Annotated in this window: 13 protein-coding genes; 10 read left to right on the forward strand and 3 right to left on the reverse strand. The window is 37.9% G+C overall.

What is annotated here, in order from left to right:
• Positions 1-11 precede the first annotated feature (11 nt).
• Both dksA and QHG57_RS06990 read right to left on the reverse strand, forming a co-directional pair.
• Positions 12-428, reverse strand: a complete 417-nt coding sequence (gene dksA, locus QHG57_RS06985; protein ID WP_015856486.1) for an RNA polymerase-binding protein DksA — start codon at positions 426-428, stop codon at positions 12-14.
• A 311-nt stretch (positions 429-739) separates the two neighbouring features.
• Positions 740-1,273: a flavin reductase gene (locus QHG57_RS06990; RefSeq protein WP_330169002.1), complete on the reverse strand. Its 534-nt coding sequence runs from the start codon at positions 1,271-1,273 to the stop codon at positions 740-742.
• A gap of 140 nt (positions 1,274-1,413) precedes the next feature.
• Between QHG57_RS06990 and rpe the strand changes: the two genes are divergently transcribed.
• From rpe to QHG57_RS07040, 10 genes are all read left to right on the forward strand, one after another.
• Positions 1,414-2,100, forward strand: coding sequence for a ribulose-phosphate 3-epimerase (rpe, locus tag QHG57_RS06995; protein ID WP_330169003.1), 687 nt, complete (start codon positions 1,414-1,416; stop codon positions 2,098-2,100).
• Positions 2,100-3,407, forward strand: a complete 1,308-nt coding sequence (purB, locus tag QHG57_RS07000) for an adenylosuccinate lyase (RefSeq protein ID WP_330169004.1) — start codon at positions 2,100-2,102, stop codon at positions 3,405-3,407. The genes rpe and purB overlap by 1 nt, the downstream gene beginning before the upstream one ends.
• 71 nt (positions 3,408-3,478) lie before the next feature.
• Positions 3,479-4,027 carry an RBBP9/YdeN family alpha/beta hydrolase gene (locus tag QHG57_RS07005; protein WP_330169005.1) on the forward strand — a complete coding sequence of 183 codons (549 nt, stop codon included), beginning with the start codon at positions 3,479-3,481 and terminating at the stop codon, positions 4,025-4,027.
• Between the two features lie 172 nt (positions 4,028-4,199).
• The gene (gene purC / locus QHG57_RS07010) at positions 4,200-4,964 is read left to right on the forward strand and encodes a phosphoribosylaminoimidazolesuccinocarboxamide synthase (protein ID WP_273724109.1); all 765 of its coding nucleotides are present in this window, start codon (positions 4,200-4,202) and stop codon (positions 4,962-4,964) included.
• A 68-nt stretch (positions 4,965-5,032) separates the two neighbouring features.
• Entirely contained in the window at positions 5,033-5,272 is a 240-nt protein-coding gene (gene purS, locus QHG57_RS07015) for a phosphoribosylformylglycinamidine synthase subunit PurS (RefSeq protein ID WP_330167682.1), read from the forward strand.
• Between the two features lie 11 nt (positions 5,273-5,283).
• Positions 5,284-5,955, forward strand: a complete 672-nt coding sequence (purQ, locus tag QHG57_RS07020; RefSeq protein ID WP_330169006.1) for a phosphoribosylformylglycinamidine synthase subunit PurQ — start codon at positions 5,284-5,286, stop codon at positions 5,953-5,955.
• A gap of 293 nt (positions 5,956-6,248) precedes the next feature.
• Positions 6,249-8,459 (forward strand): phosphoribosylformylglycinamidine synthase subunit PurL, encoded by a 2,211-nt coding sequence (purL, locus tag QHG57_RS07025; RefSeq protein WP_330169007.1) that lies wholly within the window; start codon positions 6,249-6,251, stop codon positions 8,457-8,459.
• A 60-nt stretch (positions 8,460-8,519) separates the two neighbouring features.
• Complete coding sequence (locus QHG57_RS07030; RefSeq protein ID WP_330167685.1) at positions 8,520-8,753, forward strand: BolA family transcriptional regulator; 234 nt, start codon at positions 8,520-8,522, stop codon at positions 8,751-8,753.
• A 98-nt stretch (positions 8,754-8,851) separates the two neighbouring features.
• On the forward strand, positions 8,852-9,184 hold the full coding sequence (grxD, locus tag QHG57_RS07035; protein WP_330169008.1) for a Grx4 family monothiol glutaredoxin: 333 nt from the start codon (positions 8,852-8,854) through the stop codon (positions 9,182-9,184).
• Between the two features lie 63 nt (positions 9,185-9,247).
• Positions 9,248-10,504, forward strand: coding sequence for a multidrug effflux MFS transporter (locus tag QHG57_RS07040; protein ID WP_330169009.1), 1,257 nt, complete (start codon positions 9,248-9,250; stop codon positions 10,502-10,504).
• A gap of 460 nt (positions 10,505-10,964) precedes the next feature.
• On the opposite strand, the gene parC is transcribed toward QHG57_RS07040, so the two are convergent.
• Positions 10,965-13,214: a DNA topoisomerase IV subunit A gene (gene parC / locus QHG57_RS07045; protein ID WP_330169010.1), complete on the reverse strand. Its 2,250-nt coding sequence runs from the start codon at positions 13,212-13,214 to the stop codon at positions 10,965-10,967.
• Between the last annotated feature and the right edge of the window lie 109 nt (positions 13,215-13,323).

Consider the following 13,323-nt stretch of genomic DNA (forward strand, 5'->3'; position numbering starts at 1 on the left):
TTTCAATGACCTTAATCATCACGATAAACTCTTTCACGTCGTTCGTGACGTTCTTGCGCTTCCAATGACAAAACGGCTATCGGTCGAGCCTCAAGACGTTTTATACTGATGGGTTCACCGGTTTCTTCACAAAAACCATATGTCCCATTATCAATACGCTCTAAAGCAGCATCTATTTTTGAAATAAGTTTCCTCTGACGATCACGAGCACGTAATTCGATTGTACGATCAGTTTCACAAGATGCCCTATCGGTCAAATCGGGTTGACCAACATTCTCTTCCTGCAAGTTTTCCAAAGTCTCACGAGCTTCTTTTAAAATATCATTCTTCCAAGAAACCAATTTAGCGCGAAAATATGCCTTTTGCCGCTCATTCATAAAAGGCTCATCTTCACTAGGGCGATATTGACCATCAATCTCTTCGCTCATGCAATAAAAAACCTCCACATATGCTATGTGCGGTCTATATATTGTGCAATCCCCATCAACACAAGAGTAAAATATTTTTTCATAACAATCTACAACTCTGTCTAAATGCATTGTTTGGGTATGATCGCTTTTTTATGTAGGTTGGATTCTTAAGCAAATCTCATCTAGAATCATTTTTCTCGCTTATTGAGAAACCTCAAAAAGAAGGAAATCTATCAGATATCAGAGCCACCCCTTCCCTACTTTCTCATTGTTTAAAATCTAAATGAAGCAACAATAAATCATTTCACCAATGCAAAAAATAAAAATCTTTATAAAGGCAAAATGTGATATCCACGATTCAAATACATCAAAGCATCTTTTTCTTTATTACAGTTGATTGCAACAACCTCACCAATCAAAACACAATGGGTTGCGTGCTCGTGCCAACAAATCAAACGACAATCAAACGACGCTAGAGCGTCTGAAAGACTAGGCGCCCCCGTTTGCAAAGTTCCCCACTGTGCAACATCAAAACGCTCATTTGGTATAGAAATGCAACGCCTCGAAAAAACATCCGCTAATGGACGATGTTTTCCTGCCAAGCTATTAACACAAAAATTTCCATTTTCTATAAATACCTGATTCTTTAAATTATGGCGCATGAGACAAACAAGAAGAGTTGGAGGATTATCAGATAAAGAACAACAAGCCGAAACAGTCACCCCGCGCTTTCCCTTAATGCCATTTGTTGTCACAATATGCACAGCGCCAGCAAAATGGCTCATAGCATCTCGATATTCTTGCGAAGAAACCGTAATATTATCTTGAAGTTCAGGCATCAAATATGTTTTATGATTGGACATATCTTTCACTTATAAAGCTTTAAAATTTCAAGTGATCTTTCTATAAAAAGACCTATAATACATATTTTTTTCCGTCATAACACAAAAGATATTTGTGTACACACAGCGACATGATAAAAACAGCCAATCAGGAGATTTTAATGCCCCATTCTCATCTCATTTCACCTTCACTCTTGGCATCTGATTTTTCTAAACTTGGACAAGAAATGTTAGATGTTGTTGATGCTGGTGCTGATTGGCTTCATCTTGATATCATGGATGGGCACTTTGTTCCTAACATCACCTTTGGTCCTGAAATCGTCAAGGCTTTGCGCCCATTGACCAAAGCAATATTTGATGTCCACCTAATGATCGCACCAGTAGACCCTTATTTGGAAGCTTTTGCAAAAGCTGGGGCAGATATTATAACCATTCATGCTGAAGCAAGCCCACATCTTCATCGTTCATTACAAACAATTAAAAAAATGGGGAAAAAAGCAGGAATTGCACTCAATCCAAGCACCCCTGAACATGTACTTGAATATTTGCTTGATCAATTAGACCTCATCCTCATCATGACGGTCAATCCCGGTTTTGGTGGACAAAGTTTTATTCCAGAAATAAAAGATAAAATTAAGCGCGTTAAAAGCATGATTGCAAACCGCCCTATTGATCTTGAAGTTGATGGTGGTATCACCGTTGATACAATTGGGATAGCTGCAAAAGCTGGTGCAAATGTATTTGTTGCAGGTTCTGCAATTTATAAAAACGGAAATAAAGAGCTTTACAAAACACGCATGAGTGCATTGCGCCAAGCCGCAATCCTCTCAAAACAAGGAAAAAAATAATGATCGCACGTTATTCTCGCCCTGAAATGGTAACAATTTGGTCTCCCGAAACAAAATATCGTATTTGGTTTGAAATTGAAGCCCATGCCTGTGATGCCCTTGCTCACTTAGGGATTATTCCGCAAGAAGCCGCCAAAGTCATTTGGGAAAAAGGGGCAGCAGCTAAATTTGATGTCAATCGCATTAATGAAATTGAAGCAATTACCAAACATGATGTTATCGCATTTCTAACCCACCTAGCTGAATTCATTGGACCAGAGGCACGTTTTATCCACCAAGGCATGACATCATCTGATGTTCTCGATACAACGCTGAGCATTCAATTGATGCGTGCGAGTGATATTTTATTAGAAGATATAGATCAACTTCTTGAAGCATTAAAAAAACGTGCTTTTGAACATAAAGAGACAATCACCATTGGGCGGAGTCATGGCATTCATGCAGAACCAACGACATTTGGAACCAAGTTTGCTCTTGCATACGCTGAATTTTCCCGTTGTCGCAAACGTCTTCTTGCAGCGCGCGAAGAAATTTCTACTTGCGCAATTTCAGGAGCTGTAGGAACTTTTGCAAATATCGATCCACGCGTTGAGGAACATGTAGCAAAAGCCATGAAGATGCGTACTGAACCGGTTTCCACCCAAGTAATACCAAGAGATCGTCATGCTATGTTTTTTGCAACACTTGGTGTTATTGCTTCCTCTATTGAAAGGCTAGCGATAGAAATACGCCATTTACAACGAACAGAAGTTCTTGAAGCAGAGGAACATTTCTCACCTGGGCAAAAAGGTTCATCGGCGATGCCTCATAAACGTAATCCAGTTTTAACAGAAAATTTAACTGGATTAGCCCGCATGGTACGTGCATTTGCTCTCCCAGCTATGGAAAATGTTGCACTTTGGCATGAACGTGATATTTCCCATTCATCTGTTGAGCGTTATATTGCTCCAGATGCGACTATTACACTTGATTTTGCTCTTTCTCGCCTCACATCTGTCATTGAAAATCTCATTGTCTATCCAGAAAATATGCAAAAAAATCTCAATAAATTCCGCGGTCTTGTTCACTCACAACGGGTGCTTTTAGCACTCACGCAAGCAGGAATCAGTCGTGAAGATTCTTATCGGATTGTACAACGAAATGCGATGAAAGTTTGGGAACAAGGAAAAGATTTTTTAGAAGAACTCCTCAACGACAAAGATGTTACCAAAGCTTTAAGTGAAAAAGAACTTCGCGAAAAATTCGATCTTTCTTACCACACCAAACATATCAATACGATTTTTAAACGTGTTTTTGAAGAACAATAGAGCGACATAGAAAACTCAAATCTATTCGACCTATGATCAACAAAAATCTGTTGTAACAAAGAAAACAATTCATGAAAGCAAATCAACTCGATATTCTTATTGTTCCTGGCTACAAAGGATCTGGTCCAGATCATTGGCAAACACGCTGGGAAAAAAAATTGTCGACAGCCCGCCGTATTGAACAACTTCATTGGTCAAAGCCTGTTTGTGAAGAGTGGGTTACCAAAATTAAAACCGCCATTACAAAAGCTCAAAGGCCTGTTATGATTATTGCTCATTCATTAGGTGTTCCTACCGCTATTCACGCAACTGTACAAAATGCAGAAAAAATTTGTGGCGCTTTCTTTGTTGCACCTCCCGATGTTGCCAATGAAAAAATACGTCCCAAACATTTAATGACATTTGGCCCCTACCACCGTCAAAAGTTGCCTTTTCCTTCTATTGTCATAGCCAGTCGCAACGATGAATTTTGTCAATTTTCAGTAGCAGAAAAAATTGCCAATGATTGGGGATCACTCTTTGTTGATGCTGGGTATTCTGGCCATATTAACGCAGAATCCGGACACGGACCTTGGCCTGAAGGGCTTATGGTCCTCTCTCACTTTCTTGCAAAAATTTGATCCAAAAGAGGTAATCTTCTTTCTCATCATTTATGTATCTTCACCTTGGATAGACGTGTAATGACAAAAATTATAAAAGTATCATAGCAATATCGTTGAGAAATTCTATCAATTAGGATAGTATCATTTATCAATGTTATTAAAAACCTCTCAAGATAAATAGAGAATCATGATGAATCGTCGCCACCGTATTTATGAAGGCAAGGCTAAAATTTTATATGAAGGACCTGAACCAGGAACTTATATTCAATTTTTTAAAGATGATGCAACTGCCTTTAATGCAAAAAAACATGAAATTATCGACGGAAAAGGGGTTTTAAACAACCGAATTTCGGAACATATTTTTAGCCATCTTGGACGTTTGGGCATCCCAACACATTTTATCAAACGTATAAACATGCGTGAACAGCTTATTAAAGCAGTAGAAATCATTCCGTTGGAAGTTGTTGTTCGCAATGTTGCTGCCGGCTCTCTTGCTAAGCGTTTAGGATTAGAAGAAGGAACCCCGCTTCCGCAATCCATCATTGAGTTCTACTATAAAAATGATTCTCTCGATGATCCTATGGTAACGGAAGAACATATCACAGCGTTTGGGTGGGCTGTCCCACAAGAGATAGAAGATATCATGCAACTTTCAATTCGTATTAATGATTTTCTTTCGGGACTTTTTGCCGGTGTTAACATCCAATTAATTGATTTTAAAATGGAATTTGGTCGCCTGTGGGAAGATGAAACAATGCGTATTGTTCTTGCTGATGAAATTTCTCCTGATTCTGCACGACTATGGGATATGCAAACACAAGAAAAAATGGATAAAGACCGTTTTCGTCGTGATATGGGTGGGCTTATTAATGCCTATCAAGAAGTTGCCAAACGTCTTGGTATTATGAATGAAAACGAACCAACACGACCAAGTGGTCCCGTTCTCGTAAAGTAAAAACATCAACCTTATGTAAATACCCCTCTCCAAAGGAGGGGTTCTTTTAACGAGCAGGAAGCAAAAAAATGAAAGCACGCATTATAGTTACTTTAAGAGAAAGCGTTCTTGATCCACAAGGAGAAGCAATTGTCGGTGCTTTAAAAAGTTTAGCTTTCGAAGGCATTCAATCCATTCGTCAAGGAAAGGTTTTTGATATTGTTCTTGATGATCTACCTTCTGAAACTGCAAAGAAAAAACTTGAACAAATGTGTGAAGAGTTACTCGCAAATACTGTCATTGAAAATTATACAATCGAACTTCTTTAAGTGGAACGCTCATGAAAACTGCCATCATTCAACTTCCTGGATTAAATCGTGATCGAGATATGGTTGCAGCATTACATCATATAACGGGGGTCGAGCCACTAAAAATTTGGCAAACAGAAACAACAATTCCAGATGTAGATATTATTATTATTCCTGGTGGTTTTTCCTACGGCGACTACTTAAGATGTGGTGCTATTGGAGCGCGAACTCCCATCTTAAAAGCCATTCGTGAAAAAGCACAAGAAGGTACTATAATAATAGGTATCTGTAATGGATTTCAAATTTTGTTGGAAGCAGGATTATTACCTGGGACTTTAATGCGTAACGCTTCTTTAAAATTTGTTTGTCGTGAAATCAAACTTGAAGTCGTTAACACCAAGACGAAATTTTCTCGATATTATTCTAAAGGACAAATTATTCGTTGTCCTGTTGCCCATCACGATGGAAATTATTTTGTTGATAGTGAAACATTAAAGCAAATGGAAGACAATGAACAAATTGTTTTTCGCTATGCAGAAAATACGAACCCAAACGGCTCAATGAAAGATATTGCTGGTATTATTAATAAAGCTGGTAATATTCTTGGTATGATGCCTCATCCTGAAAACTTCATTGAGCCCGCCCATGGAGGTATTGACGGTCGTTTACTTTTTCAAAGTGCTTTAGAGTTAGTAAATGGATGATGCTGCAAAAATACTCGCGCTCCATGATTGTCAAAAATAAGAATCTATACTATTCCTCGCATCGTAAATCTATGAACAAAGCTCTTCACAAACAACAATGGATATTATTTTCTCAACACATAACTATTTAAGACCATTTTTAATCTTAAATCCCACCAAACAAAAGAACAAAATCTTCAGCTTATTGTCTATAAATATTTTTATTACTAAAGAACATTATTGCCTATAATATAAGCTGCTAGATTAAAAAAATAAAAATGCTAAATTTCGATTAATTTAACGGATAAATACTCATGAAGCCTTGCAATAACATCACTATTACACCAGAGCTCATTGCACAACACGGGCTAAAAGAGGATGAATATCAACGTATCCTGACGTTAATCGGTAGAGAACCAACATTTACTGAACTAGGAATTTTTTCTGCAATGTGGAATGAACATTGTTCCTATAAATCATCTAAAAAATGGCTAAAAACTCTTCCGACAGAAGGAAAATGTGTTATCCAAGGACCTGGTGAAAATGCTGGTGTTGTCGATATTGGCGAAGGACAATGTGTTGTTTTCAAAATGGAAAGCCATAACCACCCTTCTTATATTGAACCTTATCAAGGTGCAGCGACAGGTGTTGGTGGTATTTTACGTGATGTCTTTACAATGGGAGCCCGTCCTGTTGCTGCTATGAATGCATTGCGATTTGGTGCTCCTGATCACCCACGAACACGCCATCTTGTTTCTGGTGTTGTTTCTGGAATTGGTGGTTACAGCAATGCTTTTGGCGTTCCAACTGTTGGTGGAGAAGTAAATTTTGATGAGCGTTATAATGGCAATATCCTTGTTAACGCTTTTGTCGCCGGTATTGCAAAAACAGACGCCCTTTTTTATTCTAAAGCGCAAGGTATTGGACTCCCTGTTGTTTATCTTGGTGCAAAAACAGGACGCGATGGTGTGGGTGGAGCAACAATGGCTTCTGCTGAATTTGATGATTCAATCAGTGAAAAGCGCCCAACTGTTCAAGTAGGTGATCCTTTTACAGAAAAATGTCTCCTTGAAGCATGTTTAGAGCTCATGGAACTTGGAGCCGTAGTTGCTATTCAAGATATGGGAGCAGCAGGACTCACCTCTTCTGCCGTTGAAATGGGTGCAAAAGGAAATTTAGGGATACAGCTTAATCTCGATACAGTTCCTGTTCGAGAAGAAAACATGACAGCCTATGAAATGATGCTTTCTGAAAGTCAAGAGCGTATGCTCATGGTCCTTAAACCAGAACTAGAAAAGCAAGCAGAAGCAATTTTTCATAAGTGGGGGCTACATTTTTCTATCATTGGAAAAACAACCGATGATTTACGTTTTCGTGTATTTCATCAAGGGGAAGAAGTTGTCAATCTTCCCATCAAAGAGCTTGGTGATGAAGCGCCTGTTTATGATCGTCCTTGGAGTGAACCAGCAAAAAAAACACCCTTGAAAGCAGAAGACGTCAAAAAAGTTGAAAACCTTGGTGATGCGCTTCTGTCCTTATTGAATTCTGCTGATCAAAGTTCACGGCGATGGGTTTATGAACAATATGATACCCTTATCCAAGGAAATAGCCTTGTTTGTCCAGGAGGTGATGCAGGCGTTATCCGTGTAGGAAACAACAGCAAACGTGCTCTTGCTTTTTCTTCTGATGTAACACCCCGTTATTGTGAAGCAGACCCTTATGAAGGAGGAAAGCAAGCTGTCGCAGAATGTTGGCGAAATATTAGTACGACAGGTGCAACACCACTGGCTTCTACGGATAATCTCAATTTTGGTAACCCTGAAAAACCTGAAATTATGGGACAGCTGGTTTTTGCTATTAAAGGTATAGGAGAAGCTTGTAGAATCCTTGATTTTCCTATCGTTTCAGGCAATGTTTCTCTTTACAATGAAACAAATGGGGAAGCCATTCTTCCAACCCCTACAATTGCTGGTGTAGGCCTTCTTAACGATTGGTCTAAAATGGTAACAATAAGTGGTATGCAAAATGGAGATATTCTTGTTTTAGTTGGAGATTGTGGTTCCCATTTAGGACAATCAATCTATGCACGTAACATTTTAAATATTGATGCAGGTGCCCCCCCCCCTGTAGATTTACAACTTGAAAAAAAGCATGGCCAATTTGTTCGAGATGCCATTAATAGCGGTTTTATTCATGCTGCTCATGACATTTCTGACGGGGGATTAGCGGTAGCACTTGCCGAAATGGTGATTAAAGCAGGTAAAGGAATCAAAATAAAATTAAGCAATAAATCCCCCCATCATGCTGAACTTTTTGGAGAAGACCAAGGACGTTATCTTTTAGCCGTCAAACCCCACTTTCTCAATAGTCTTAAAGAGCGTGCACAAATCAATACAGTTTCTTTAACAGAGCTAGGCCAAGTTGAGGGAACCTCTCTCAATGTAGATGGGATATTAACACTTTCAATAGAAAAACTCACAAAAGCCTATGAAAACTGGTTTCCACAATTTATGGGTGAAGAGTAAAATTTGTTTTTTTCGCTTAAACAGCCTTTATAAAAAAATGAATAACATAGGAGAATAATGATGGCAATGAGTGCCCATGCAATTGAAACGCTTATTCGTGAAGGCATTCCTGATGCTATTGTAACAATTCGTGATCTTGCTGGAGATGGAGAACATTATGCTGCAGAAGTTATTTCTGAAAGTTTTCGTGGTAAAACCCGTGTTCAACAACATAAAATGGTCTATGATGCCCTTAAAGGCAATATGGGAAATGACCTTCACGCCTTAATGTTGCAAACAACCATCCCAAAATAATCTAAAATTTCTTCTTGCATTCACTCATTTAATACGATTAAAAACAGTATGAATATAAATTGCACACTTATAAAAACTTGAAATATCGAGGGATAAAAATGACCACTGTTCGTGATTTTATTGACAACGAGATTAAAACAAACGACGTCATTTTATTCATGAAAGGAACACCTGACGCTCCGCAATGCGGGTTTTCAGGACAAGTTGTTCAAATCCTTGACTATTTAGGATTGAATTATAAAGGTATTAATATCTTAACTTCTAACGAATTGCGTCAAGGGATTAAAGATTACTCAAATTGGCCAACAATTCCACAGCTTTACATAAAAGGTGAATTTATCGGAGGCTGTGATATTGTTAAAGAGATGTTTCAAAACAATGAGTTACAGGAACTTTTGAAAGAAAAAAATATTCCCTGTAATCAATCATAGAGGTATCTTTCATTTTATTCAGACTCTTAAAAAGAGACGAAATTTCTATTTCAAGGATGCCATATGTCATATTCAGTCGATGAACAAACGCATAGTGATGCGATTAGGAACAAAATTGGCTATAAAGAATTTGTTATTCTTATTGCTTCGCTCATGGCTATTAACGCTATAGCTGTTGATATTATGCTGCCAGCTATGCCCAATATTTTAGACAGCTTAAATGTTCTCAATGAAAATGATCAACATTATATCATTTCGAGTTATCTTATTAGCTATGGTATTGCTCAAATATTTTTCGGTCCGATAAGCGATAGATATGGACGACGTAAACTTATTCTTCTTGGGCTTGCTTTTTATTCATTTACGGCAATTGGCTGTGCCTTTGTAACTGATTTTTCTCTCTTACTTATGTTGCGTATCTTACAAGGTATTGGGGGAGCTGCTATGCGGGTTCTTACAGTTTCCGTCGTACGTGATCTTTACAGTGGTCGAAAAATGGCAGAAGTTATGTCGATTGTTATGATGGTTTTTCTTGTTGCACCAATGATTGGTCCCGCAACAGGACAGATCATCTTACTTCTCGGACATTGGCAATATATTTTTATTTTCATGGCAATGATTGGTTTCGGGCTGATGATTTGGATTCAATTCCGCTTGCCTGAAACACTTCATAAACAACGCCCTCTTTCCTTTTCTTCAGTTAAACACAACTTATGGATTGTTGTGACAAATCGTACAACTCTTTGCTACACACTAGCAACTTCTATCATTTTAGGATGCATTTTTATTGCTGTTAATACATCACAACAAACCTATGAAGGAATTTATAACTTAGGCTTTTGGTTTCCTATAGCATTTGCTATAGGTGCTGCATTTCAGGCTTTCTCATCATTTATAAATTCTCAACTTGTCGGACGTCTTGGAATGCGACGTATTGCCCATACTATGCTTTTGCTCTTTTGTATCACTTCATGCATTTGGTTTATTGCCTCCATCTTAGCAGGTGGTGTTATCCCTTTTCCTTTTTATATAACATTATATTGTATATTAATGTTTACCTGTGGTGGCATTATGGCTAATTTCAACACACTCGCTCTCGAATCTGTGGGGGAAATTGCTGGAACAGCTTCTTCTGTATCCGGCTTTCTTCAAACATCTATTGGTGCAGGGCTTAGCTTTTTTATTGCCCAACAATTTGATGAAACAACCATCCCAAACTCAGCAGGATTTTTCTTTCTAAGTCTTGTTGCCATCCTTCTTGTCTTATGGGCTGAACGTGGTCATCTTTTTAGGCAATATCATAGTAATCCTAACGAATAAATATCACTATAAAAGACCAATAACATCTTTCTTGAACAATAAGGGGATGCCTATCAGAAAAAACAAAAACATCTCAAAATAAAACACCCTTGTGTTAAACATTCACATTTGTTTAAAGGTATAGTTCTCAAAGGATTAAATCATTTCACGACAGTACCCATAAATGGTATAATGTAAAAAACATCGCTATTGTTGCAACAACTCTTGTATGTCAAACGGTCTATTAAAAAATATTTTATTCTTTTCTTCAATAGTTTTTATGCAGACGGGCTGGTCTCTCTCATCTCATGACAAGCAAACAAACAGTTTTGATTTATTTAACCTGAACAGCATCGGAATAAAAGAAAAACTCACGCTTTAGGCCTTTCTTTCAATATAAAAATAATAAATTATCCTTAATAAATTAATATCTTACACAATCACAAAAACATAGGAAATTTTCCCCACTTATAAAATACATTTAATTAATAAATTTTCCTGATTTTGGAAATCCTTTTGGAACCAAACGCCCAACGCCCGCACGCGTTCCCATCCATTCAATGAGATCATCCGCCTGACGATTAAAGATTCGTTCAGCTGTATCTTGCCAACTTAAGCCTTCTAATAAATTAAAAGTCTTGGCATCAACGACACCACCTTCTTTATAACGCTGTAAACGAACACCTTTACCGCGATTCATTTCTGGTATTTGTTCAATAGAAAAAATAAGCATCTTACGATTTTCACCAATCACGGCAATATGATCACCATGTACTGGAACACAAAGCTTTACCTTATCAGGAGCTTTCACATTCATCACTTGCTTTCCTTTTCGTGTATTGGCGACCACTTCTGCAGAAGAAACAATAAAGCCATTACCTTGAGATGAAACCAAGAGTAATTTTTCCTCTGAGTGATGCACAAAAGCTGTAAGAACATCATGCTCATCATCCATATCAACTAAAAGACGAATAGGTTCACCATGTCCCCGTCCCCCAGGCAAACTATTTGCACCAATAGAAAAAAACTTTCCCCCTGTACTTATCAGCACAATCTTGTCGGTCGTAAATGCTGGAAATGCTAACTTTAAACTGTCTCCTTCTTTAAAAGAAAGTGTTTTATAATCGTTCAAATGTCCTTTTAAAGCACGCATCCACCCCTTTTCAGAAATAACAATAGTAACCGGTTCTTTTTCGATCATTGCTTGTTGAATATCATCAAGATCATGTCTTGGTGCCTCTTCAAATGTCGTACGTCTTTTCCCTAAGAGTGTTTCAGGACCAAAAGTGTTTCGAACTTTTTTGATTTCTTCTGAAATCATTTTCCATTGTTTTATAGGAGAAGCTAACAAGTTATGTAGCTTTTCTTTTTCAGCTTTCAAACTTTCAAACTCTTTACGAATTTCAACTTCCTCAAGCTTACGCAAAGAACGCAAGCGCATATTAAGAATAGCTTCAGCTTGATTTTCTGTTAATTCAAAACGACTAATCAGCTGCTTTTTAGGTTCATCCTCTTCACGAATAATCTGAATAACCTCATCGAGATTTAAATAGGCAATAAGATATCCATGAAGAATTTCTAATCGACAATCAATTTGATCAAGCCGATAATGAGAGCGACGAATAAGGACTTCTTGACGATGTTCGAGCCATTGCTGTAAACTCTCGCGCAAAGAGAGAACATTGGGTATTTTTCCCAAAGACAAAACATTCAGATTAAGGGGAAATCTTACTTCAAAATCAGTCAATTTAAAAAGAGACTCCATAAGGAGCTCCGGATCAACCGTACGATTTTTAGGAACCAGCACGATTCTGATATCTTCTGCTGATTCATCTTGGATATCCTCAAGCATTGGCAATCGCCGTGCAAGCAATAACTCTGCTGTTTTTTCAATAAGACGTGACTTTTGAATCTGATAGGGAATTTCAGTCACAACAATTACATAAGAACCACGGCTACCCAATTCCTGATGCCAACGTGAACGCAAGCGAAAGAACCCACGCCCGACACGATAGGATTCCTCAATACTTTTTTTAGGCTCAACTAAAATTCCCCCTGTCGGAAAATCAGGACCAAGAACGAATTGATTTAATGCCTCATCATTTACATCGGGATGCGCAATCAAATGGAGTGCTGCATCACAAAGCTCAGCAACATTATGGGGTGGAATAGATGTTGCCATACCAACAGCAATACCAGAAGAACCATTTGCTAAAAGATTAGGAAAAGCTCCTGGTAAAACAACAGGCTCTTCATCTTCCTCATTATAGGTTAAACGAAAATCAATAGCATTCTCATTAATTCCTTCAAGTAACAATGCAGCCACTTCAGTCATGCGTGCTTCCGTATAACGCATGGCAGCAGCATTATCACCATCAATATTACCAAAATTGCCTTGCCCATCAACTAACGGATAACGAACAGCAAAACCTTGAGCCAAGCGCACCAAAGCATCATAAATAGACGCATCCCCATGCGGATGAAATTTTCCCATGACATCACCGACAATCCGCGCACATTTCGCATAAGACTGTCCAGGATTTAGTTTGAGAAGACGCATCGCATGAACAATCCGCCGATGGACAGGCTTCAATCCATCACGTACATCAGGCAATGCACGGTGTGTAATCGTAGAAAGTGCATAAGCCAAATAACGTTCTTGTAAAGCAGAACGTAATTCTATTGGTTCAATATGTTCTTTATCAAAAGGTAAATTCATTTTATCAGACATAGTATTAAAACAACAATTCCCACAATAATAAGAAATTATTTTATAGGATTTATTTAATGAAATCTTCTATGAGTCGACTTTTTTATTAAAAGTCAATTACATAAAAACA

The organism is Bartonella grahamii subsp. shimonis (genome assembly GCF_036327415.1).
GTDB classification, from domain to species: Bacteria; Pseudomonadota; Alphaproteobacteria; order Rhizobiales; family Rhizobiaceae; genus Bartonella; species Bartonella shimonis.